21 protein-coding genes are annotated in these 21,709 nt (G+C 65.5%); 10 read left to right on the top strand and 11 right to left on the bottom strand.

Features of this window, described 5'->3' with window-relative positions:
• The first annotated feature begins 157 nt into the window (after window positions 1–157).
• Window positions 158–2,140: a PAS-domain containing protein gene (locus JL811_RS01150; protein ID WP_202686385.1), complete on the top strand. Its 1,983-nt coding sequence runs from the start codon at window positions 158–160 to the stop codon at window positions 2,138–2,140.
• Complete coding sequence (locus JL811_RS01145) at window positions 2,137–2,844, top strand: response regulator transcription factor (protein WP_202686384.1); 708 nt, start codon at window positions 2,137–2,139, stop codon at window positions 2,842–2,844. Before JL811_RS01150 ends, JL811_RS01145 begins: the two co-directional genes overlap by 4 nt.
• A 109-nt stretch (window positions 2,845–2,953) precedes the next feature.
• Here the strand turns inward: JL811_RS01145 and JL811_RS01140 are convergent, their stop codons facing one another.
• The 4 genes from JL811_RS01140 to ilvD form a co-directional block, all read right to left on the bottom strand.
• Complete coding sequence (locus JL811_RS01140) at window positions 2,954–3,328, bottom strand: hypothetical protein (protein WP_202686383.1); 375 nt, start codon at window positions 3,326–3,328, stop codon at window positions 2,954–2,956.
• 44 nt (window positions 3,329–3,372) lie between these two features.
• Window positions 3,373–4,137 carry a DUF6478 family protein gene (locus JL811_RS01135; RefSeq protein ID WP_202686382.1) on the bottom strand — a complete coding sequence of 255 codons (765 nt, stop codon included), beginning with the start codon at window positions 4,135–4,137 and terminating at the stop codon, window positions 3,373–3,375.
• Between the two features lie 165 nt (window positions 4,138–4,302).
• A complete protein-coding gene (locus JL811_RS01130) occupies window positions 4,303–4,938 on the bottom strand; it encodes a cation transport ATPase (protein WP_202686381.1) in 636 nt (211 codons plus the stop codon).
• Entirely contained in the window at window positions 4,919–6,655 is a 1,737-nt protein-coding gene (gene ilvD / locus JL811_RS01125) for a dihydroxy-acid dehydratase (protein ID WP_202686380.1), read from the bottom strand. Before ilvD ends, JL811_RS01130 begins: the two co-directional genes overlap by 20 nt.
• Window positions 6,656–7,056: 401 nt before the next feature.
• Between ilvD and JL811_RS01120 the strand changes: the two genes are divergently transcribed.
• Complete coding sequence (locus JL811_RS01120; RefSeq protein ID WP_202686379.1) at window positions 7,057–7,809, top strand: heparan-alpha-glucosaminide N-acetyltransferase; 753 nt, start codon at window positions 7,057–7,059, stop codon at window positions 7,807–7,809.
• Between the two features lie 10 nt (window positions 7,810–7,819).
• On the top strand, window positions 7,820–8,698 hold the full coding sequence (locus JL811_RS01115) for a peptidoglycan DD-metalloendopeptidase family protein (protein ID WP_202686378.1): 879 nt from the start codon (window positions 7,820–7,822) through the stop codon (window positions 8,696–8,698).
• Between the two features lie 77 nt (window positions 8,699–8,775).
• Here JL811_RS01115 and JL811_RS01110 read toward each other — a convergent pair whose 3' ends face one another.
• Window positions 8,776–9,402, bottom strand: a complete 627-nt coding sequence (locus JL811_RS01110) for a TetR/AcrR family transcriptional regulator (RefSeq protein WP_202686377.1) — start codon at window positions 9,400–9,402, stop codon at window positions 8,776–8,778.
• Window positions 9,403–9,489: 87 nt separating this feature from the next.
• Complete coding sequence (locus JL811_RS01105) at window positions 9,490–9,651, bottom strand: hypothetical protein (protein WP_202686376.1); 162 nt, start codon at window positions 9,649–9,651, stop codon at window positions 9,490–9,492.
• Between the two features lie 152 nt (window positions 9,652–9,803).
• On the opposite strand from JL811_RS01105, the gene mbfA reads away from it, so the two are divergent.
• The gene (gene mbfA / locus JL811_RS01100; protein WP_202686375.1) at window positions 9,804–10,781 is read left to right on the top strand and encodes an iron exporter MbfA; all 978 of its coding nucleotides are present in this window, start codon (window positions 9,804–9,806) and stop codon (window positions 10,779–10,781) included.
• A 22-nt stretch (window positions 10,782–10,803) separates the two neighbouring features.
• Here the strand turns inward: mbfA and JL811_RS01095 are convergent, their stop codons facing one another.
• Window positions 10,804–11,628 carry an LOG family protein gene (locus JL811_RS01095; protein WP_202686374.1) on the bottom strand — a complete coding sequence of 275 codons (825 nt, stop codon included), beginning with the start codon at window positions 11,626–11,628 and terminating at the stop codon, window positions 10,804–10,806.
• A gap of 86 nt (window positions 11,629–11,714) precedes the next feature.
• Between JL811_RS01095 and dapD the strand changes: the two genes are divergently transcribed.
• Window positions 11,715–12,539 (top strand): 2,3,4,5-tetrahydropyridine-2,6-dicarboxylate N-succinyltransferase, encoded by an 825-nt coding sequence (gene dapD / locus JL811_RS01090; RefSeq protein ID WP_202686373.1) that lies wholly within the window; start codon window positions 11,715–11,717, stop codon window positions 12,537–12,539.
• Between the two features lie 387 nt (window positions 12,540–12,926).
• On the opposite strand, the gene JL811_RS01085 is transcribed toward dapD, so the two are convergent.
• Window positions 12,927–13,517, bottom strand: a complete 591-nt coding sequence (locus JL811_RS01085) for a L,D-transpeptidase (protein WP_202686372.1) — start codon at window positions 13,515–13,517, stop codon at window positions 12,927–12,929.
• Between the two features lie 114 nt (window positions 13,518–13,631).
• A complete protein-coding gene (locus JL811_RS01080) occupies window positions 13,632–14,240 on the bottom strand; it encodes a hypothetical protein (RefSeq protein WP_202686371.1) in 609 nt (202 codons plus the stop codon).
• Window positions 14,241–14,358: 118 nt separating this feature from the next.
• Between JL811_RS01080 and JL811_RS01075 the strand changes: the two genes are divergently transcribed.
• Window positions 14,359–14,700, top strand: coding sequence for a hypothetical protein (locus tag JL811_RS01075; RefSeq protein WP_202686370.1), 342 nt, complete (start codon window positions 14,359–14,361; stop codon window positions 14,698–14,700).
• Between the two features lie 69 nt (window positions 14,701–14,769).
• On the opposite strand, the gene JL811_RS01070 is transcribed toward JL811_RS01075, so the two are convergent.
• Both JL811_RS01070 and JL811_RS01065 read right to left on the bottom strand, forming a co-directional pair.
• The gene (locus tag JL811_RS01070) at window positions 14,770–15,738 is read right to left on the bottom strand and encodes a Hint domain-containing protein (RefSeq protein WP_202686369.1); all 969 of its coding nucleotides are present in this window, start codon (window positions 15,736–15,738) and stop codon (window positions 14,770–14,772) included.
• A gap of 86 nt (window positions 15,739–15,824) precedes the next feature.
• Complete coding sequence (locus JL811_RS01065) at window positions 15,825–17,435, bottom strand: Hint domain-containing protein (protein ID WP_202686368.1); 1,611 nt, start codon at window positions 17,433–17,435, stop codon at window positions 15,825–15,827.
• 317 nt (window positions 17,436–17,752) lie between these two features.
• On the opposite strand from JL811_RS01065, the gene dapE reads away from it, so the two are divergent.
• The 3 genes from dapE (at window position 17,753) to rnr (ending at window position 21,699) form a co-directional block, all read left to right on the top strand.
• Window positions 17,753–18,940, top strand: coding sequence for a succinyl-diaminopimelate desuccinylase (gene dapE, locus JL811_RS01060; protein ID WP_202686367.1), 1,188 nt, complete (start codon window positions 17,753–17,755; stop codon window positions 18,938–18,940).
• The gene (locus JL811_RS01055; RefSeq protein ID WP_202686366.1) at window positions 18,937–19,362 is read left to right on the top strand and encodes a GNAT family N-acetyltransferase; all 426 of its coding nucleotides are present in this window, start codon (window positions 18,937–18,939) and stop codon (window positions 19,360–19,362) included. The genes dapE and JL811_RS01055 overlap by 4 nt, the downstream gene beginning before the upstream one ends.
• A 99-nt stretch (window positions 19,363–19,461) precedes the next feature.
• Window positions 19,462–21,699: a ribonuclease R gene (gene rnr, locus JL811_RS01050; protein ID WP_202686365.1), complete on the top strand. Its 2,238-nt coding sequence runs from the start codon at window positions 19,462–19,464 to the stop codon at window positions 21,697–21,699.
• Window positions 21,700–21,709 lie beyond the last annotated feature (10 nt).

Here is a 21,709-nt window from a genome sequence, read left to right as displayed (position 1 = left end):
TTTCGCAATCCTTGCGAATTGTAACAGGCTGGTTCCGGGGCTTTCCGCCGCGCAGCGCAGGGTGCTAGCGTTCCGGCAGGGCGGGGCCCCGGACAAGGCCGGGGTCCAGCCCCCGGACCCCCGGGATATTTCCGGACAGAAAAAGCAAGGGGCGCGGATGGAACTGACCGAAGGGATGCGGGCCAGCCTGACGGCGGCGGGGCTGAACCTGATCCAGCAGGCGCTGTCGATCTTCGACAATGACCTGCAACTGGCGCTGTGCAACCGGCGCTATCAGGACATGTTCGGCCTTCCCGACTGGCTGACGCATACCGGTGTCAGCTTTGAGGAAACCATCCGCTATCTGGTGCAGCAGGGCGAATACGGCCCGGTCGGGAATGAGGCCGAGGCCGTCCGCGCCCGGGTCGAGACCGCCCGTGCCTTTCAGCCGCATTACATGGAGCGCCGTCGCGCGAACGGGCGTTGGATCTCGGTCGAGGGGGCACCCTTGCCGCAGGGCGGCTGGGTCACGGTCTATACCGACATCACCGAAATCAAGATGCAGGAAGGGCTGCTGCGCGCCCGGTCCGAGGAATTGTCTGAACAGGTTCTGGCCAATGCCGAACGGCTGGCGCAGGCAAACCGCGAACTGGCCGCGACCAACGCAGCCCTGCAGGAAGCCAAGCGCGAACTGACCGAGATGGAGGCGCGCACCCGTCTGACGACCGAGATGATGCCCGCCCATATCGCCCATGTCGGGCGCGACCTGCGCTATACCTATTCCAACCGGCGGCTGTCCTCGGTCATGCCGGGGCGACCCAATTCCATTCTGGGCCTGACGGGGCGTGAGGCCTTGGGGCAGGCGACCTTTGAAAAGATCGCGCCCTATCTGGACCGCGCGCTGGCCGGTGAGGCCTCGGTTTTCGAATTCGCGGATGACGAAAGCGGACGGCGCATCCGCGCGGCCTTCACCCCCGACCGGCTGCCCCAGGCGCCGCCCCATGGCACGGACGGGAACGGGGCCAAAGGCGGCATGTCAGAGGCCGCAGGGCCGATCAACGGCGTCTATATCCTGTCGATGGATGTGACCGAAGAGGTGCAGGCGCGGTCCGCCCTGATGCAGACCCGCAAGCGCGAACTGGCAGCCCAGGTGACCAGCGGTCTGGCGCATGATTTCTCGAACCTTCTGACCATCATCCTGGGCCTGCAATCGCGGCTGCAACGCATGGCGCTGCCGCTGGGCGGGGCGGATCTGGTGGCGGCAACCCTTGGTGCAGCGCGGCGCGGCGGCACGCTTCTGGACCGGATCGCCGGGATTTCGGGGCGGCGGGAACTGCGCCCCTCGGCGGTCGATCTGCGCGATTTTCTGGCCGATCTGGTGGTTCTGGCGCGTCCGGTCCTGCCCGACAGTCAGGTGCTGGAGGTTCAGGACACCGAAATCGACACCGCGCTGATGCTGGATGCCGGGGCCTTGCAGGATGCGCTGGTGAATCTGATCCTGAACGCCCGCGACGCCATGGCCGGGCGGCAGGGCTGCATCCGCCTGACCGCCCGGGCGCTGCGCGACACCTGGCTGGAAATCGCAGTCGAGGATGACGGGCCGGGCTTTGCGCCCGAGGCGCTGGAGCGCGGGCTGGAACCCTTCTTCACCACCAAGGGCGGTGAGGGGTCGGGGCTGGGCCTGTCCATGGTCTATGATCAGGTAACACTGGCCGGGGGCACCGTGCGGCTGGCGAACCGCGCAGGCGGAGGCGCGCGGGTGATCCTGCGCCTGCCGCTGCGTCGTGCGGTTCCGGGCAGCGCCCCGCGTCTGGTGCTGGTGGTCGAGGACAGCGCCGATATCCGCGAGACCGTGCGCGAGATGCTGCGCGCCCTTGGCCATTCGGTGATTGAGGCGGGCAGCGCCGAAGAGGGGCTGCAACTGGCCGATCTGCCGGGTATCGACGTGATCCTGTCCGATATCTCGCTGGCGGGTCCGATGAACGGGGTCGAGATGCTGGAGGTGCTGGCAGCACGCGCCCATCCCGCCCGCGTCTGCCTGATGAGTGCGCTGCCCCCCGGCACCGCGCTGCGTGACCGGGGGGCGGCACGCTTCGGCGTGTTGCAAAAGCCGTTCGACACCCGGATGCTTGATCATTTCCTGACAGGGGGCCCCGCATGACCCGATCCGCGCTGATCACGGTTCTGGATGACGAACCCGAGATCCGCAGCCTGTTGAAGGATGCGCTGGAAGAGGCCGGTTTCCGCTGCATGGCCTTTGCCCGGGCCACCGAATTCGAGGCGGCGCTGAACCGGGTTGCCCCCGATGTCTGTCTGGTCGATCTGGGCCTGCCCGACCGCGACGGGCTGGCGGTGGTGCACCGGCTGGCGCTGGAATCGGGGGCGGCAATCATCATCATTTCGGGCCGGGCACAGGTGCAGGACCGGGTGACCGGGCTGGAACTGGGGGCCGATGACTACATCATAAAACCCTTCGATCCGGCCGAGGTGGTGGCCCGGGTGCGGGCAAGGCTGCGCAAGGGGCGGGGCGGGGCGGAACGACAGGCCCAGATTGCCCGGTTCAACGGCTGGACCGCGCATTTCGACCGCTATGTAATGATCGATGCCAGCGGGGCCGAGGTGGCGTTTTCCCATGCCGAGGGCGAGGTGCTGCGCCTGTTTCTGGAAGCGCCGAAACGGCTGATTTCCCGCGCGCAGATGCAGGAAAGCCTGGGCGGCGCGGCAGGGGAAAGTTTTGACCGGGCCATGGATGTGCGCATTTCGCGGCTGCGCACGAAACTGGGCGAGGATCCGAAAAACCCCGCGCTGATCAAGACGATCTATGGCGCGGGCTATATCTTTCTGGGAGAGGTGGACTGGACCTGACCGGGCCGCGCGCCCCTCACGTCCGGCGCAGACTGCCGAAAGTCAGGCGCGACAGCGACGGCAAGACCGCTCAGACCGTGGTTTTAGGCTGCGGTTTCAGGATGCGGTTTCAGGCCGTGGTTTCCAGACAATGCCGGCGGAAGGCGCGTTTGAGCATGTCCAGTTCCGCCCGCAGCAGATCGACCTCGGCGCGGATGTCGTCCTCAAGCGCCACACCGGAAATGATGGTGAAATGCGCCAGTCTGTCACCCGTCGCCCGGTCGCAGATCAGAAAGGTCTCGACCCCCTCGGACAGAAGATCCGCCGGAACCGGCACCGATACCGCCCAGTCCCCCGCGCGTTCGGCAATCGCGGTGATCTGCGGCGTACCGACCGGTTTGTCCTTGTGATGCAGATCCAGCACCGGCTGGCCGGAGGCGCCCGACAGCACCCCTTCCCAGATCCCGGCCCGGAACCGTGTCTTGACAAGCCTCATCTCTGCCATGGCTTTTCCTTTCCGCCTTTCGCCGCGTGCGCGCCCCGGGACGCCTAAAGTTCCGCCCGCGGGCGGCGCGCGAAGGTCACGTCGCGCAGAATGATCTGGTTCATCTCGGGGCCTTCAAAAATCAGATCGACCCAAAGCCGTTCGACACGCTTTTCGTTCATTTTTGTATAGGCAAGGTCAAACTCGACCATCACCTCGTCTGCGTTCAGCGGCAGTTCGCGCACCACCTGTTCGACATTCGGGCCGTGCTTGATGTTCAGCCGGGCGAAGATTTCCAGCGGCTTTTCCATCTCGACGATGGCACTGACCCGGATCAGATGATTGAGCCGCAGCCCCGTGATCGCCTCTTGGGGCAGTTCGATCACCATGGATAGAAACGACCCGTCAAAGCCGAAAACATCCATCCGCGCACCGAAAGGGGCAAGATCGGAGTCGCGGTTGTTGCGGATCTGGCGCAGGGTCAGTTCGCTGCGGCGGCAATCATGGAAAAGCGTGGTGCCCTCGCAGATCGATGCCTTGCCCGGAACCGAGGAATAGCCCGGCACCGGGATCGGCCCTTTCCACAGCATCGGCCGCCAGACCCAGTCGGCCCCCATCGGTCGACGCAGCGCGTTGGACCCGATCACCGGCAGCGCCAGACGGTGTTCGGCCAGATGGATCACCCGGTCCAGACTGCGACGCAGCGTCCAGGCCTGCGCGCGGTAGCGCTGCAGGCTTTCCAGATCCAGCCCGGTCGCAAAATCGGCCAGCTTGCGCCAACGGCGCAAGGCGCCCCGGTGGATCAGCCGGTCGATCAGTCTTTCACGCATCTCCGGTCCCTTTTGGTCTGCCCTGCCCCGACACTATTTCGCCTGTGGAAACGATTCCCCCGCCCGACGCAACTGGTATTTATCCCGGTCGCGACTCGGATTTCCAAAGATTTCGGCAGATTACATCCCAAAGGCCCGCTTGTCCGCCCTTGTGCATGCGATCGGTCAATCCGTCAGTATTGCTTCCTGTCCGGCCGTCTGGCGGTTCGCGCCGCGCATGGCCGCAAGAAAGCGCCGGATCAGCGCCTCACCCTCGGCGGGGGCAAGGGCCGGGCCTTCCGCCGGGTTGCGCAGCGACAGGGTCACCAGCCGGTCGCGCAGGCCCGTCACCGCGCGCCATGAATTCACCGCTCCCGGCTGCGCCCGGTCGGTGACGCGCAGCAGCAGCGCGGTTTCGCTGCGACGCACCTCATGCACGGTCACGCTGCGCGGATCGCCCCGGCGGCTCAGCGCGCGGCGCCCGGCATCAGAGGTGAAATAGGCCGCCATGTCCGGCCCGTTGACCTGCAGGCCAAGCGCCGACCCCTCGCCGCCGATCACCACGGTCAGAATCGAATCGGGGCCCGATGCCATCGCCCCCGGGCAACGCCGGAACCCGGCAAGATCGACGCCGTCGCGGATCTGCCTTGTACTTTCGACAAGGCAGAAGCCCGAGGGCGCGGCCAGCGCCACGCCGCCCGGAACGGCAGGCGGCGCGGTGTTGCGTCCACCGCCGCCCCCTGTCGTCACGCAGGCCGAAAGCATCAGGCAGGCGGCGACCAAAGCCGCCGCCCCCCGGATCTTACTGGTCCATATAGACATGGGTTTCGGCGGTTGCCCCCGGATGGGTCACCGCCCCCTGCCGCGCGCCGCCGACAAGGCGGGCATATTTCCACAGGGACCCGCTGGCATAATCGGTGGCACGCGGGCCTTTCCAATCTGCCTTGCGGGCGGCGAGTTCCTCATCCGTCAGCGCGACCGACAATTCGCCGGTGATCGCGTTGATGGTGATCACATCGCCGTTCTTCAGCAGCGCGATCGGTCCGCCATGGGCCGATTCCGGCCCGACATGGCCGACACAGAAGCCGCGCGTCGCGCCCGAGAAACGCCCGTCGGTGATCAAGGCCACCTTCTTGCCCATGCCCTGCCCCGAAAGTGCAGCGGTGGTGGCCAGCATTTCGCGCATGCCGGGGCCGCCTGCGGGGCCCTCGTTGCGGATCACGATGACCTCACCTTCCTTGTAGGTGCGGGCCTTCACGGCCTCGAAGGCGTCCTCTTCGCAATCGAAGACGCGAGCCGGGCCGGTAAAGACCTGCTCGGCCTCGGACATGCCAGCGACCTTCACGATGGCGCCTTCAGGGGCAAGGTTGCCCTTCAGCCCGACCACGCCGCCGGTCTTGGTGATCGGCGTGGCGGCGGGATAGATCACGCGGCCATCGGCCTCACGCGTGACGACATCCAGTTCCTCACCGATGGTGCGGCCCGTGGCGGTGATGCAATCCTCATGGATCAGCCCGGCCTTGCGCAATTCCTTCATCACGACCGGCACGCCACCGGATTCGTACAGATCCTTGGCCACATATTTGCCGCCCGGTTTCAGATCGACGAAATAGGGCGTGTCGCGGAAGATGTCGCAGACATCAAAGAGGTCGAAGTCGATCCCTGCCTCATGCGCGATGGCGGGCAGGTGGAGCCCTGCATTGGTCGACCCGCCGGTGCAGGCCACGACACGGGCCGCGTTTTCAAGGCTTTTGCGCGTGACGATATCGCGGGCGCGGATGTTCTTCTCGATCAGATGCATGACCGCGACGCCCGACGCCTCGCAATACTGGTCGCGCGATTCGTAAGGCGCGGGCGCGCCCGAGGAATTGGGCAGGGCAAGGCCGATCGCCTCGGACACGCAGGCCATGGTGTTGGCGGTGAACTGACCGCCGCAGGCGCCCGCCGAAGGACAGGCCACACGTTCAAGGATTTCCAGCTCGGCATCCGAGTAATTCCCGGCCTGATGCTTGCCCACGGCCTCGAACACATCCTGCACGGTGACATCCTGCCCGCCCAGACGGCCCGGAAGGATGGATCCGCCATAGATGAAGACCGAAGGCACGTTCAGCCGCACCATCGCCATCATCATGCCCGGCAGCGACTTGTCGCAGCCCGCAAGTCCGACCAGCGCGTCATAACAATGGCCGCGCACGGTCAGTTCCACCGTATCGGCAATCGCCTCACGGCTGGCAAGGGACGATCGCATGCCCTCATGCCCCATGGCGATGCCGTCGGTGACGGTGATCGTGGTGAATTCGCGCGGCGTGCCGCCGCCCTTCTTCACGCCATGCTTGACGACCTGCGCCTGACGGTTCAGCGCGATATTGCAGGGCGCGGCCTCGTTCCAGCAGGTCGCGACGCCGACCCAGGGCTGGTGGATCTCCTGTTCGGTGATGCCCATGGCATAGAAATAGGACCGGTGCGGCGCGCGCGCCGGGCCTTCGGTCACATGGCGGCTGGGAAGTTTCGACTTGTCGAAACGGCTGTTCGTGGTCATGGGCTGTCCTCCCTCTCTGTCGATCCGCTGTTGCCGGTCCCGGCCCGGCTGATCCGGTCCCGAAACCGGACCGCAGCGCCAATCCGGTCGGCAATCTGGCCGGAACTGGATAATGGCGCAGGGCGGAAGGGGCAAGGCGGGAATGCACCGGGCGGGGAATATCCCCGGAGGGAACGCCCAGGAACGGACCGGAGCGCCTTCCGTCCGGAAAAACAAACGCGGACAGACAGAACCGAGAGGGCGCAGGGGGGCGCTGCCCCCCCCTCTTTGGCTGCGCCAAATTCACCCGCGGGATATTTGGGGACAGAACAAATAGGGGGAGACAATCACAGGCGATTTTCCGGGGGGGCGGCAGCCCGGCACGGCTTTTCTTTGCCGCGCAACCGGCTCATCATGCGCGCATGAACGATCCCACCCTGACCCCGCCTTTCAGCCCCCTCGCCCGCAGTCCCGTGCTGGATCTGGCGCGCGGACTGGCGGTCCTGGCGATGATCTCGTTCCATTTCTGTTTCGATCTGGTCATCTTCGGCCATCTGCCGCCCGAGGCGGTGCAGACCGGCATCCTGCCGCTTTATGCAAGGCTGATCGCGGGCACATTCCTGTTCCTGTCGGGGGTCTCGTTCTGGCTGGCCCATGGCGCGGTTCTGCGCCCTGCCGCCTTTGCCCGCCGCCTTGCGGTGATCGTAGCGGCGGCGGCGGTGGTCAGCCTTGGCACAAGACTGGCCATGCCCGATATCTGGGTGCGCTTCGGCATTCTGCACATGATCGCGGCAGGATCGCTGCTGGCGCTGGTGCTGCGGCCCCTGCCCGGCCCGGGGCTGCTGCTGCTCGCCGCCGCGCTTTTTGCGGCGCCCTGGTGGCTGACCTCACCGGCGCTGTCTGCGCCCTGGCTGCTCTGGCTGGGATTGGGAGAAGCGAATCCGCCGATGATGGATTACACGCCCGTCCTGCCCTGGGCGGCACCGGTTCTGGCCGGCATGGCGCTGGCGAAACTGGGTCAGGGCCGGGGCTGGTGGCAGCGCCTGCTGCATCCTGCGGGCCTGCCCGGCGGTGGCGTGCTGCAATGGGCGGGCCGCCACAGCCTGCCGATCTATCTTCTGCATCAACCGGTGCTGCTGGCCCTGTTCTGGGTCGCAACCGCGCTTATCGGATAGGAACACCAAGATGTCCCAGCCCACCCCCGTCCTGCTGCCCGAAGCCGATCTTTATGCCGCGCTGCGCCGTCTGGGGCTGGGCCCCAAGGAGCTGCCCGCGCTGATCGCCGCCGCAGCCCCGGAAACCGCAGCCCGGTTGAGGGCGGTCGATCAGGGTCTGCTGCGCGCTGTGCTGCGCGCCGGAACCGGCGAAAAACCGGTTCCCGGGGCGGACCGGGTGATCGCCCATCTGGCGCAGACCAGTCCCGTGCCGGTCCTTGACCCCGATCCGCGCAGCATGCGGACCATGGCCCTGCCCTCGAATGGCGAGATTGCCGACATGCCCTCCTTTTCCGATCCCCGCTTTGACGATTGGTTCGCGACGCAGGGGGTGGAGTGCGGCATCGGTCTTTATGGCGAGGACCGCCATGTCTACCGTGCCGCGCATTTCGCCGACGCGATGAGCGGGGAACGCCGCACCCTGCATCTGGGCATCGACCTTTTCGCCCCGGCAGGCCTTGCCGTCCATGCCCCCCTGCCCGGCCGGGTGCATTCGGTCTGTTACAATGCCGATCCGCTGGATTACGGCCATACGCTGATCCTTGCGCATGACCTGCCCGGGGGCGGTGCGTTTTATACGCTTTACGGCCATCTGGGTGCCAGCCTTCCGGACCTTTGCCGCGCGGGCGATGCGGTCGCCCCCGGTCAGGTCATTGCCCATCTGGGCGACTGGCCCGAAAACGGCGGCTGGGCCCCGCATCTGCATTTCCAGATCATAACCGATCTGCTGGACCAGCATTCAGGCAATTTCTTTGGCGTCGGGCATCGCAGCCTGTGGGATATCTGGTCCGCGATCAGCCCCGATCCGAACCTGATCCTGCGGCTGGGGGCGCATCAGTTCCACAACTGACCCACGGCGCGTGACAGAATCTGCCACGGCCGGGGACTGTGCAGAGCGGATTTTGCGCAGGGTCAGTCGGGTCAGGGTCAGTCAGGCTTGCGGCCATAGCGGGCTAGAAACATCTCAACCGCGCCCCCGACAACACGGGCCTTCTGCGCGTCGGTCACCGCGTCAAGGATCCCCATGACCCGCTTGGTGAACAGATCCGCGCGGCACAGTTCGGCAAACTGATCGGCGGCCAGCGACTTGTCGGCGATCATCACCAGACCGCGCGCCTCGGCATCCTCGAAAAAGCGCACCATCCGTTCGCGGCCCAGTTGCGGGCCATTGGCATAGAATTCGCGACCCAGTTCGGGGAAGCGTTCCGATTCAGCCACGAAAATCCGGTACATGCGCAGAAAGAAATCCGAGGTGAAGAAATCCACCAGCGTCCGCGCGGCAATGGTCAGCGCCTCCCGCAGGGTGCAATCGCAGCCGATATTCGCCTCGGCCTCATCGGCCAGCCGGCAACATTCGGCCTTGGCCACTTCCAGAAACAGCAGGCGCTTGTCGGGAACATAGCTGTAGAGCGTGGCCTTCGAGACGCCCGCCTCACGCGCGATGTCATCGACGCTGGCGCCCTCGAACCCCTGCTGCAGAAAGACCAGCCGCGCCCCGGCCAGAACCTGGTCGTATTTGCGGCCTTTGCGGATCTGCGCTGCGATGGCGACCATGAATATCCCTTTCCTGACCCGAAAGCATAAACCGAACCGTTCAGTTACGGCAAGCCATACCGCCGGGTCAGGCCCGTTCGGGCGGGGTCAGTTCGCGGTGGTGGCACCCTGCATGGTCGAGGTTGTCGTGCCGGTTTCGGCGCCGCCCTGTTCAGGCCAGGTCAGGTTCGGCAGATCAAGGAACGGGCCGCCTGCGCTTGCGGGAACAGCCATCAGGATCAGAAGTGCGGCACTGCGGAAGAGGGTCATTTCGATCTCCATATTAAACTGAACAGTTCAGTTTTTTCCACATTCCGAAATCAGCGTCAAGGTAAAAAATGAACTGTTGAGTTCAGTTTAATTCCCCTTGCAGCGAAGCCCTGATGAACCTAGTTTAGAATCATTCCAAAATTGAGGCCGCCATGCTGAATTTCCAAAGCTATCGCCGCCGCTTCGCCGACCTTTCCGAACAGGAGATCCTCGCACTTGCGATCTCCTCGGAAGAGGATGATGCCCGGATCTATCGCGGCTTCGCGCAGCGATTGCGCCCCGATTTTCCGGGCAGCGCGGATCTGATGCAGGCCATGGCCCTTGAGGAAGACGACCACCGCCGCCGCCTGATCGACCTGCATCGCAGCCGGTTCGGGGACGTGATCCCGCTTTTGCGGCGGGAACATGTGGCGGGGTTCCATGCGCGCCGCCCGGTCTGGCTGTCGCCTGATCTGGGGCCGGACCGCATCCGGGCCGAGGCGGCTGCGATGGAACGCGGGGCGCGCGAATTCTATGAACTGGCCGCGACCCGCGCCGGCGATGCCGCCACCCGGCGCCTGCTGGGCGATCTGGCCGCCGCCGAGGCCGGACATGAAACCCGTGCCCGTGATCTTGAGGCGACCCTGCTGCCCCCCGATACGCGTGCGGCCGAGGCCGATACCGATCAGCGGCGGTTCCTGCTGACATGGGTGCAGCCGGGGCTTGCGGGGCTGATGGACGGGTCGGTTTCCACCCTTGCGCCGATCTTTGCGGTGGCCTTTGCGACGCAGGACAATCACACGACATTGCTGGTCGGGCTGGCCGCCAGTATCGGCGCGGGCATCTCGATGGGCTTTACCGAGGCGGCATCGGATGATGGCAAACTTTCGGGGCGCGGCTCGCCGTTAAAGCGGGGGATTGCGGCGGGGGTGATGACCACACTGGGCGGGCTGGGCCATGCCCTGCCCTATCTGATCCCTGATTTCCGCACCGCGACGGCCATCGCCATCGCGGTGGTGTTTGTCGAGCTTTGGGCGATCGTCTGGATCCAGAACCGGTTCATGGAAACCCCCTTCTGGCGCGCGACGCTTCAGGTCGTGCTGGGCGGCGGGCTGGTGCTGGCCGCCGGAATGCTGATCGGCGCGGGATGACCGCGCCGCCTTGTCGCGCCGCTCAGCAGCCCGGATCGGGCCAGCCGTCGATGGCGGCAATCGCCTCTTCCGCCGTCTCGACATAGGTAAACAGCTTCAGATCGTCGGGTGAGATCGTGCCCGCCTCGGCCAGGGCCTGCCAGTTCACCACCTTTTCCCAGAAGGCCCGCCCGAACAGAAGGAAGGGCACCGACCGCATCCGCCCGGTCTGGATCAGCGTCAGACTTTCGAACATCTCGTCCATCGTGCCGAAGCCGCCCGGAAAGACGCAGATCGCGCGGGCCCGCATCAGGAAATGCATCTTGCGGATCGCGAAGTAATGGAAGTTGAAGCACAGGTCGGGCGTCACATATTCATTCGGCGCCTGTTCATGCGGCAGCACGATGTTCAGCCCGATGCTTTGCCCGCCCGCCTCATGCGCGCCGCGGTTTCCCGCCTCCATCACACCCGGGCCGCCCCCCGTGACGATGACATTTTCGCGCCCATAGCTGGCCATGCTGCGTTCGGTCATCAGGCGGGCAAAGCGCCGCGCCTCGTCGTAATAGACCGACAGGGCGGCCATGGTCTCGGTCCGGGCGGTGTCCTTCTTGGCCGGTTCGGGAATGCGCGCGCCGCCGAACAGCACGATGGTCGATTCAACCCCGCGTTCATCCATCACAAGCTGCGGCTTCAGCAGTTCCAGTTGCAACCGCACCGGGCGCAGTTCCTCACGACACATGAAATCATGATCGTTGAAGGCCAGCCGATAGGCGGGTGCCCGGGTCTGGGGGGTATCGGGAATGCGGTCTGCGGCCTCGACATCCTGCTGGCTGTCCCGGAACGGGTGGCTGCGCACATCGTCTTTCATCGGCCTGCTCCCTGCGGCAATTGCGTGAACTTGCCGCCCGGTCTATAGGCTGATCCCGACCAAGGCCACCGCAAAGGGAGACCCGGATGACCAACGCCGCATTGGAAACTGCCATCGAAGCCGCATGGGAGACGCGCGACGCGATCACGCCCGCGACCAAGGGAGAAACCCGCGACGCGGTCGAGGCGACGCTGGACGCCCTTGGCACCGGCACGCTGCGGGTCGCGGAAAAGCGCGGCGCGGACTGGCATGTGAACCAATGGGCCAAGAAGGCGGTTCTGCTGGGCTTCCGGCTGCAGGATATGGGTCTGCAATCGGGCGGCCCGCAGGGGTCAAGCTGGTGGGACAAGGTGGACAGCAAATTCGCGGGCTGGGGCGAGGCCGAGTTCCGCGCCGCAGGGTTCCGCGCCGTGCCGAACTGCATCGTGCGCAAATCAGCGCATATTGCCAAGGGCGTGGTGCTGATGCCGTCCTTCGTGAACCTTGGGGCTTTTGTCGATGAAGGCACGATGGTCGATACATGGGCCACGGTCGGATCCTGCGCGCAGATCGGCAAGAACGTGCATCTGTCCGGCGGCGTCGGTATCGGCGGCGTGCTGGAACCGATGCAGGCGGGCCCGACGATCATCGAGGACAACTGCTTCATCGGCGCGCGGTCCGAGGTGGTCGAGGGCTGCATCGTGCGCGAGGGTTCGGTCCTGGGCATGGGCGTTTTCATCGGCAAATCGACCAAGATCGTGGACCGTGAGACCGGGGCCGTGACCTATGGCGAAGTGCCTGCCGGATCGGTCGTCGTCGCAGGCTCGATGCCGTCAAAGAACGGCATCAACCTGTATTGTGCGGTGATCGTGAAAAAGGTCGATGCGCAGACCCGGTCCAAGACCTCGATCAACGAATTGTTGCGCGACTGACGGCCACGCCCGGCCAGTCAGGCCGCTGAAAATGCAGATCCGAGGCGTGGAGAGCGGGCAATTGTTCCGCGTTCCGCGGCCCTTGTGATCGGTTCGGGCGGACCCGGAAAAGCATCGCTTTTCCCGCCCGCAATGCAGAGCTTGCCCCGGGACGGCCAGCCCATGGCGACACCCGAGGACAGCGCCTGCCCGGGCGGAAGCAAGGCGCCCGCCAAGGGGCGGGCAGGTGCCATCCGACGGCCTTGGGGCCAGCGGATGGCACACCGGATGGCACGCGGACACTGCAATGCATGACCGGGGCGATGGCCCCGGCCAAGCAATGAACCGGGAAACTTCTCCGGTTCTGCCTCTGGCACGAATGCCCGCAAGGGCTTTGCCAGCGGGCTGTTACAGAATCAAAACCTGCGTGCCGACCGGGGTGATCGCGAACAGTTCCGCGATCTGTTCGTTGTAAAGCCCGATACAACCATCCGATGACGGCCGCCCGATCTTGCGCGTGTCATGCGTGCCATGGATCAGATAGGCAGGCCAGGACAGATACATCGCATGGGTGCCCAGCGGATTATCCGGTCCGGGCGGCATGTATTTCAGGTCCGGATTCCGCTCGACCATGCTGGCCGTGGGGGTCCAGTCGGGGCCCACCCGTTTGCGCACCACCTCGGTCCGGCCACGCTTGGTCAGTTCATCCGAAATCGGCACCGAGGTCGGAAACACCCGGTAATCGCTGCCATCGGCATTCCAGTAGCTCAGCGCGCGGGACGACGTATCGGCAATGATCGTGGACACGCCCAGCGTGTCGAAATGGTCGCGCCAGTCCACCGTGCGGAAGGAGGAGATATTGTTGCGCACGGGTGCTGCCAGCGGATCGCGCCGGTCGGTCGCAACGGCGCCAGCCTGCTGGGCGCGCAGGGGGGTCGCGCCAAGGGCAAGACCGGCGGCAGAAAGGGCAAGGAACCGGCGACGGGGTAGAACGGGCATGACAATGATCCTGTAACTTGGACTGCTGGTTTTCTATCCAGCTATGCTGCCGCAGCGCAGAAACCAAATCACATTCCGTTCAGTGAATATCACCGATGCTCCCGCGCCACAGGGTCAGCAGAAGATCCACAGCGTGCAGGATTTCAGCGTGACCGTCGTCACGAAGGACGCAGGTGGTGTCGCATCCAGAATCGCAGTCAGCGGCAGGATATATTCGGCCTCTGTGCCGTCTTCCGACAGGGTGCCCGTCGTCTCGTCGATCTGCGGGGCGCGGATGCGGAAGACAAGGCTGTGCCCGGCCAGTGCGGCGCGCATCATGCCCGCCATGGCCCGCATCTCCTGCAGATCGCCGCCGCCCTGCGCCATTTCGGCGAAATCCAGCGTCACGCGCAGGCGGTCATCCGCCAGCCGTTCGACCAGAGCCGCCTCACGCATCCGGTCGACCGGGGATTCTGCGGCGCGGGTCTCGGCCTCGGCGATGAACTCATCCACCGTCATGGTCTTTTCGGTGTGACAGGTGAAACGATCAGTTGTCAGCTCATGCCGCCCGTCCGCGCAGGCCTCGGCCGGGGGTTTGCCGCCCATGTCGAACAGTTGCCGCGTCATGGAAAAGGACATCACCGTGTCCACCGTCTCGGCATCCTTGAAATCCAGCGTCACATCGGCATCGAAACAGCCCGCCAGCGGCAGGGCAAGGGCAGCGGCAAGCAGCAGGCGGCGCATCGGGATCTCCGGTCAGGTCTGCAGGAAGAGGAGCATCCTTTGCCCGCCACCGCAAGGGCGGGCTTGCCGGGCGGGGCAGGCCTTGTTACTGCCGGGGCGCAAGGCAGCGGAGGCGCAGATGACCGAGAAGAAACCCGAATCCCGCCCCAAACGCCCGCAATCGGTTTACACGCTGCTGGTGCAGGTCGGACGCAAGACGGGCGATGGCCTGCCCGACAAGGCCACCGGGGCCGGGCTGATCTGCTATGCCTCGGGCGTGGATGAGGCCGAGGCGGTGCGCGAAACCGTTGCCGTGCTGAAACAGGCCGATCTGGCGCCGCTGGATGTCGAAGGTTATGGCACGCTGGAGGACCGGCAGGCCGCAGGCGATGTGATCGAGGGCGAGGAACGCATCCTGATGGACCGGGCCCTGCGTGAAAACGCGGTGATCGTGGCGCAGATGACGCCGTTTTACGACTGAAAGCACCCGATCCGGCCCCCAAGCCCACGCCCTGAACCCGCTTCGGAAGCGGCGTGACGCCCTGACGCGTCAGGCTGCGCTGCGCGATCCCTTGCGCCCCAGCAGATCCAGCAGCGGCGGAACCTCGAACCCATGCAGCACCCGGCAGGGCGCGCTGAAAGCGCCCGCGTCCGCACCGCCCTGCGCCGACAGCAGCGCGCAGCCGCCGCTCAGCAACAGGTCCGGCCTGCCCAGATCCAGCGCCAGCCCGCCGGTCGCCGTCCGGGCAGGTTCGCGCAGCGCCGCGCGCCCCTCGGCCAGATCTGCGGCTTCGGCCAGCACCTGTTCCACCCCGAACAGATATTCCACCTCCGCCCCGGAAATCAGCACCGGCTGATCGGGCGAAACCAGAATATCGCCCGGGCGTGCAAAATAAGGCGCGCGCAGCCGGACCGGCGCAGGCGCCCCCCGGCCCGGCAGGTCGATACGGTGCAGCGCGCGGATCTGCCGTTCTCCGCCCGAGGCGGTCAGAACGGCATCGCCGATGCGCAACCGGTCGGCCCGTTGCGGCCCCTGCGGCGTGTCGATGGGCGTTGCAGGCCCGATCCAGGCCGCGCCAAGCGGCAGCGCAGAGCCTTGCCGGATGCCCAGCCAGCGCAGGCGCCGGTGCCGCACCGCCCCGTCTCTGCAAAGGGCTGCGATATCGGCCAGCGGCAGGGGCATCGGATCGGCACCTTGCTGCACGATCCGCCGCCTTTGCCCCGGCAGATCCAGCGCAAGCTGCCAGCGTCGCCCCGGCCCATCCCATGCAAACAGGATCTGTGCGGTGCCTTCCTCGGCAAAATTCAGCGGCCCCGGCAGCAGATGCCGCGCCAGCCGCGCACCCTGCCGGTGCATCACCGCCACCCCGGCCTGCGGATCGGCAAAGATTGAAAAGGCGCGCGGCCAGCCACCTTGCGCCTGATAGTCCAGCAGCACCGTGCCGGGCCCGGGCGGGGCCTCGAATTCCAGCACGAAACTGCCTGCCGCCAGCACGGCCCCCGTCCTGTCTGCCGCCATGTCCCCCGCCATGCACCCCGGCGGGTCCGCCAGAAATCCGCGATCCGATAGGGCAATCCAGCCGGTCTGCACTGCCGCCTCCCCTGTCAGGCCGCCTGCCTGCGGGGTCGGCTGCGCGCCTGCCCCGGCTTGCCCGAGAACAGCAACTGCGCCTCATGCGCGCGCAAGAGCCGTCTTGCGGCAGGGCTGTAGCCAGCGCCTGTCCGCGGGTCGAGTTCGGGAAACAGCGCGCAGATCTCGTCCATTGCCTCGGCCTCGAACAGATCCGCGACCTGCGTGCCGGGCAGGAAACTTTCTGTCGCCAGCCCCTCGGAAAACACGATCTGATGCCGGTCGAACAGCAAATGCACATAGTCGACCGTACCGCCCGCGCGCTGCCGCACCGAGCGGCCATTGACCAGATGCCGCGCGGCGATAAGCACTTCGGTCTCACCGAACAGCAGTTCGGCCAGACTGTCGCGCACAAGGATCCGGTGCTGCGGCGAGACGCGCAGGCGGCGATGCGGGCCGAAGGTGCCTGCGGCGATCTCGACCGGGGCAAAGGCCCCTTCGGCCGCCACGCAGCGCTGCCCGATCCAGCGCAGCGGGCGCGGTCCCTCATCCTGCGTCACGACCAGGTCGCCGGGGCACAGGCTTTCAACCGGCACTTCGCCCCCGGGCGTCAGGATCATCGTACCCGCCACGAAACAGGGGATCGAGTTGATATGGACAAAGCCGGTATCCTTCGGCCCTCCGCCGCTGTTCAGCCCGGTTTCATAGGTGAAGGAAACCTGTTCCACCTGCCCGTCGCCCTGAAGGGTGATCGTGCCATCGGCATTGACCGTCACCACCTGCCCCGATGGCAGCGTGACGACCGAGCCCACCGTCACCGGCACCCCGTTGATTTTGGTGATGACCAGTGCCGCATTGCCGGGCCGGATGTCATTGGCAAGGATATCGACGGTTTTCGATCCTGTCGCAAAAAGATCGACATAATCATCACGCGCCACCACCACCGTCTGCAGGGATCCGGCTGCAATCAGCAGATTGCTGTCATATTGCGTGTCCGAGGCATCGGCGATGCCGATCCGGATGGAGTTGGTGACGCCCGGATTGACCGGCATGGTCAGCGTCATCGTCAGGGTGAAGCCGTCCATCTCGGTGTTGAACTGGTCACCCGTGTTCGAGACGAACAGGTTTTCCTGATTGGTGCCGTTGATGTTGTTCACACTGGTCCGGCCATTGCCGACCGTGATCGGCACATGCTGGCCATTCACCCAGACGCCCACCACGTCATTGTAATCCGAATTGATATATTCGGGATATTCCTCGGATGAGAAAACGAACTGGATCGACATGACATTCCCGGTCGGAATGAAACTGGCATCCAGCCAGACCGCATCATAGGTGCGGGTTCCGGCAATCGCGTTGAACTGCGAATTGTTGTTCGCGCCGGATGTATCGGTGGATGTGCCGCTGTCGCGGTTCGGATCGCCACCCGATTGCGTGAAATCCGTGGCCCGGCCGGTCGACAGGATCACCCCGCTGGACGATGGCACGACACCCGATGACAGATGCCCGTTCGAATAGATCGCGGAAGAATAGGACGGGCCGGAATAGCTGGCAGAGGTCACTGTCACCCCGTCGCCGAAGATCGTGCGCGCCATGTTCATCGCGGATGCATTGGTCTGATAGTTCAGGTTCGCGCCGACTGCCATTCTGGCCCCCATTGCCGGGAGACAGTCCAAACGCAACGACGACGGGAAAAGCATCCCGCCTTGTCGTCCTACCTGCTCTCGGGGGCACATTGGCCCTGCGTTGTCCTGCCTCGGGACATTCTTGTTATGCAAAAAACTACAGCGCGCAGGACCGGAATTGTCACGGATAAAGAAACGGTTTGCACCGCTGGCGCGCATCGGGTTGCGTTGCAGCAACAGTAATCCCCCGGAAATTGCATGTTTCGTCGGCTCCCGCCTGCTTGCGGCCCTGCGGCAGCCGGTCTATCGACGGAAACGTTCCCAAGCCGGAGATGCCCATGCCCCCCTTGCCGCCCGAAACCACAGGTGCCGCACTGGCCGCCTCTCCCGTCGATCCTGTTGCGCTGACGGCGGCGCTGGTGCGCTGTCCTTCCGTCACCCCCGCCGAGGGCGGTGCGCTGGTGCTGCTGGAATCCCTGCTGATGGCGGCCGGGTTCGAATGTCACCGCGCCGACCGGGGCGGGATCGCCAATCTTTTTGCCCGCTGGGGACGCCGGGGGGCCAATCGGAGCTTTGGCTTCAACGGCCATACCGATGTGGTGCCGGTGGGCGATGCCAGCGCCTGGACCTGCGACCCGTTCGGCGCTGAAATCCGCGATGGCTGGCTCTATGGGCGCGGTGCCACCGACATGAAATCGGGCGTCGCGGCCTTTGTCGCGGCAGCGGTGGATTTCGTCCGCGACACGCCCCCCGATGGCGCGGTGATCCTGACCCTGACCGGGGATGAGGAAGACGTGGCCGAGGATGGCACGCGCGCGCTGCTGGACTGGATGGCCGAAAACAGCGAGGCGATGACCCATTGCCTTGTCGGGGAACCCACCTGCCCCGCCCGCATGGGCGAGATGATGAAGATCGGGCGACGCGGTTCGCTGACCGCGCGGTTTGTCGCGACGGGCGTTCAGGGCCATTCCGCCTATCCGCATCGCGCGAAAAACCCGCTTTCGGCGCTGGTGCGGCTGATGGACCGGCTTGACCGGCATGAACTGGACCGGGGAACCGACCATTTCGACCCCACAACGCTGGCGATCACCACGATCGACGCGGGCAATCCTGCGACGAATGTGATCCCCGCCACGGCGCGGGCGACAGTCAATATCCGCTTTTCCGACGCCCATAGCGGCGCCTCGATCCGCCAGTGGCTGCAGGATGAGGCGGCGACAGTCGCCGCCGAAACCGGCGTGGGCATCGCGGTTTCCGTCAAGATCTCGGGCGAAAGCTTTCTGACCCCGCCGGGCGACTTCTCGGCGCTGATCGCGCGGGCGGTCGAGGCTGAAACCGGCGTGACGCCCGAGGCGTCCACCAGCGGCGGCACCTCGGATGCGCGTTTCGTCAAGGATCATTGCCCGGTGGTGGAATTTGGCCTTGTCGGCCAGACCATGCATCAGGTCGATGAACGGGTGGAAGTGGCGCAGATCGGCCAGTTGAAGGCGATTTACGGGCGCATCCTGCGGGACTATTTCGCATGACCGGCACAACCATCGCCCGCACAGGGGATATCGCGGCCTGCCGCGCCCTGCGGCGCATCGTGTTCATCGAGGAACAGGGCGTGTCCGAGGCCGATGAAATCGACGATCTGGACGATGAGGCGATCCATCTGCTGGCGTTGCAGGATGGCCGCCCCGTCGGATCGGCGCGGCTGCTGATCCGCGGCGAAACCGGCAAGATCGGCCGCGTCTGCGTGCTGCGTGCGGCGCGCGGCACCGGGCTGGGGGCTGCGCTGATCCGGGCCGCGATTGCGGAATTCCGCGCCTTGCCGGGCATCAAACGGGCGAAACTGGGCGCGCAGACCCATGCGCTTGGGTTCTATGAAGGGCTGGGTTTTGCCGCCGAAGGCCCGGTCTATGACGATGCGGGCATCCCGCATCGCGACATGGTCCTGCAGCTCTGACCGCAGGCCGCCGGAAAGGCCCCGCCTTTGCCCCATCGGCCTGCCGCCCGCCCCGCGATTGCGGATGACGCGCCCTGCCCTGCATGCTAAGGCGCGGGGATGAACCAGTTGCCCTCCAAAGACCAGATCCTGCAATGGCTTGCCGACAATCCGTCGCTGGCCTCGAAACGCGATATCGCCAAGGCCTTTGGCATCAAGGGCGGCGCTCTGCGGATTGAGCTGAAACGCATGCTCAAGGAACTGGAGGCCGATGGCGCGGTCGAGAAGAAAAAGCGCAGCTATCGCGATCCCGAATCCCTGCCGCCCGTCAGCGTGCTTGCGGTTCTGGCCCCCGATGCGCAGGGCGATCTGTTCGCCCGCCCGCTGGAATGGAACGACGAAGGCGATGCCCCGCGCATCCTGCTGTCGCTGAAGAAATCCGACCCGGCGCTTGGCGAAGGCGACCGTATCCTTGCCCGGATCGAACCCGTCGCGGCCGAGGATCACAGCCATATCGGACGGCTGATCCGCAAGATCGGATCGAACCCGCAAAAGGTGCTTGGCATCTTCCGCGCGGGGTCCGAGGGCGGGCGCATCCTGCCCATCGACAAGAAGGCCGACAAGGAATGGCGCGTCGGCCTCGATGCCACGCTCGACGCCCGCGACGGTGAACTGGTCGAGGCCGAACAGATCGGGCGGCGCCAGATGGGTCTGCCGCAGGCGCGCATCACGGCCCGTCTGGGCGATCCGACCGGGCCGCGTGCCGTCAGCCTGATCGCCATCCATCAGCACGGCATCCCCGATGCCTTTCCCGATGCGGTGATCGCCGAGGCCGATGCGGCGCAGCCCGCGACTTTGGGCAAGCGCGAGGATCTGCGCGATCTGGATCTTGTGACCATCGACCCGCCCGATGCGCGCGACCGCGACGATGCGGTGCTGGCCCTGCCCGATGACAGCCCCGGCAATCCGGGCGGTCATATCCTGTGGGTCGCCATCGCCGATGTCGCCCATTATGTCCGCCCCGGTTCGGCGCTGGACCGAGAGGCGCGGCGGCGCGGCAACTCAACCTATTTCCCCGACCGCGTCGTGCCGATGCTGCCCGATATCCTGTCGGGCGATCTGTGCAGCCTGCATGAGGGCGTGGACCGTCCCTGCATGGCCGTGCGGATGGTGCTGGACGCACATGGCCGCAAGATCGGTCATCGTTTCACACGCGGTATCATGCGCTCGCGCGCCTCGCTGGCCTATGCGCAGGTGCAATCGGCGCAGGACGGCAATCCCGATGCCGCCACCGCGCCCTTGCTGGATGCGGTGATCCGCCCGCTTTACGCCGCTTACGCAGCGCTGAAACTGGCCCGGGCCGAACGTCAGCCGCTGGATCTTGACCTGCCTGAACGCAAGATCGTGCTGTCAGATGCGGGTGAGGTGGTCTCGGTCGATTTCTACGACCGTTTCGACGCGCATAAGCTGATCGAGGAATTCATGATCCTCGCCAATGTCGCCGCCGCCGAGGAGCTGATCCGCCTGAAACGCCCGCTGCTGTTCCGGGTGCATGAGGAACCCTCGCCCGACAAGCTTGACGCGCTGCGCGACGTGGCCGAGGCCTCGGGCTTCACGCTGGCAAAGGGTCAGGTTCTGAAAACCGCGCATCTGAACCGGCTGCTGGCGCAGTCCGAAGGCACGGATTTCGACGAGCTGATGAACATCACCCTGCTGCGTTCGATGACGCAGGCCTATTACGGGTCGGACAATTTCGGGCATTTCGGGCTGGCCTTGCGCAATTACGCGCATTTCACCTCACCGATCCGGCGCTATTCCGACCTGATCGTGCACCGCGCGCTGATTTCGGGCCATGGCTGGGGCGATGACGGGCTCAGCTCCTTCGATGTGGAAAACATGGCCGAGACGGGCAAGCTGATTTCCGACACCGAACGCCGGTCCATGATGGCCGAACGCGACACGACCGACCGCTATCTGGCGGCATGGCTGCGTGACCGCGTGGGCAGCAGTTTCAAGGGCCGCATCTCGGGTGTGCAGCGCTTCGGGCTGTTCGTGCGGCTGGATGACAGCGGCGCCGATGGTCTGATCCCGATCCGGTCGGTCGGGCGCGAATTCTTCCATTTCGACCCGGATGCGCAGGTGCTGGTCGGCGCCGACAGCGGCCTGACACTGGGGATTGGCCAGCGCGTCACCGTGCGCCTGACCGAGGCCGTGCCGGTGACAGGCGGCATCATCCTTGAACTGATCGAGGTTGAGGATCGGGGCCTGCCCGCGCCTGCGTCAAAACGCCGGGGCGGGCGCAAACCCGGAATTGCCCCCGCACGGCGCAAGATTGTCCGGCGCAACAGGCGGGGCTGATCCCTGCCGC

The organism is Szabonella alba, assembly GCF_016765775.1.
In the GTDB taxonomy this organism is placed as follows: Bacteria; Pseudomonadota; Alphaproteobacteria; order Rhodobacterales; family Rhodobacteraceae; genus Szabonella; species Szabonella alba.
Note: the sequence above shows the minus strand (reverse complement) of the source record. Positions and strands in the feature narration are given on the sequence as shown.

What these genes read in the sequence shown, in the direction of transcription:
- mbfA (WP_202686375.1), top strand. Translation starts at nt 9,804, where the DNA reads ATGCTGAATTTCCAAAGCTATCGCCGCCGCTTCGCCGACCTTTCCGAA.
- JL811_RS01130 (WP_202686381.1), bottom strand. Translation starts at nt 4,938, where the DNA reads ATGTCTATATGGACCAGTAAGATCCGGGGGGCGGCGGCTTTGGTCGCC.
- JL811_RS01140 (WP_202686383.1), bottom strand. Translation starts at nt 3,328, where the DNA reads ATGGCAGAGATGAGGCTTGTCAAGACACGGTTCCGGGCCGGGATCTGG.
- JL811_RS01095 (WP_202686374.1), bottom strand. Translation starts at nt 11,628, where the DNA reads ATGAAAGACGATGTGCGCAGCCACCCGTTCCGGGACAGCCAGCAGGAT.
- JL811_RS01115 (WP_202686378.1), top strand. Translation starts at nt 7,820, where the DNA reads ATGTCCCAGCCCACCCCCGTCCTGCTGCCCGAAGCCGATCTTTATGCC.
- JL811_RS01070 (WP_202686369.1), bottom strand. Translation starts at nt 15,738, where the DNA reads ATGGCGGCAGACAGGACGGGGGCCGTGCTGGCGGCAGGCAGTTTCGTG.
- ilvD (WP_202686380.1), bottom strand. Translation starts at nt 6,655, where the DNA reads ATGACCACGAACAGCCGTTTCGACAAGTCGAAACTTCCCAGCCGCCAT.
- JL811_RS01135 (WP_202686382.1), bottom strand. Translation starts at nt 4,137, where the DNA reads ATGCGTGAAAGACTGATCGACCGGCTGATCCACCGGGGCGCCTTGCGC.
- JL811_RS01150 (WP_202686385.1), top strand. Translation starts at nt 158, where the DNA reads ATGGAACTGACCGAAGGGATGCGGGCCAGCCTGACGGCGGCGGGGCTG.
- JL811_RS01120 (WP_202686379.1), top strand. Translation starts at nt 7,057, where the DNA reads ATGAACGATCCCACCCTGACCCCGCCTTTCAGCCCCCTCGCCCGCAGT.
- JL811_RS01145 (WP_202686384.1), top strand. Translation starts at nt 2,137, where the DNA reads ATGACCCGATCCGCGCTGATCACGGTTCTGGATGACGAACCCGAGATC.
- JL811_RS01065 (WP_202686368.1), bottom strand. Translation starts at nt 17,435, where the DNA reads ATGGCAGTCGGCGCGAACCTGAACTATCAGACCAATGCATCCGCGATG.
- JL811_RS01085 (WP_202686372.1), bottom strand. Translation starts at nt 13,517, where the DNA reads ATGCCCGTTCTACCCCGTCGCCGGTTCCTTGCCCTTTCTGCCGCCGGT.
- JL811_RS01105 (WP_202686376.1), bottom strand. Translation starts at nt 9,651, where the DNA reads ATGACCCTCTTCCGCAGTGCCGCACTTCTGATCCTGATGGCTGTTCCC.
- JL811_RS01075 (WP_202686370.1), top strand. Translation starts at nt 14,359, where the DNA reads ATGACCGAGAAGAAACCCGAATCCCGCCCCAAACGCCCGCAATCGGTT.
- JL811_RS01055 (WP_202686366.1), top strand. Translation starts at nt 18,937, where the DNA reads ATGACCGGCACAACCATCGCCCGCACAGGGGATATCGCGGCCTGCCGC.
- dapE (WP_202686367.1), top strand. Translation starts at nt 17,753, where the DNA reads ATGCCCCCCTTGCCGCCCGAAACCACAGGTGCCGCACTGGCCGCCTCT.
- JL811_RS01080 (WP_202686371.1), bottom strand. Translation starts at nt 14,240, where the DNA reads ATGCGCCGCCTGCTGCTTGCCGCTGCCCTTGCCCTGCCGCTGGCGGGC.
- JL811_RS01110 (WP_202686377.1), bottom strand. Translation starts at nt 9,402, where the DNA reads ATGGTCGCCATCGCAGCGCAGATCCGCAAAGGCCGCAAATACGACCAG.
- rnr (WP_202686365.1), top strand. Translation starts at nt 19,462, where the DNA reads ATGAACCAGTTGCCCTCCAAAGACCAGATCCTGCAATGGCTTGCCGAC.
- dapD (WP_202686373.1), top strand. Translation starts at nt 11,715, where the DNA reads ATGACCAACGCCGCATTGGAAACTGCCATCGAAGCCGCATGGGAGACG.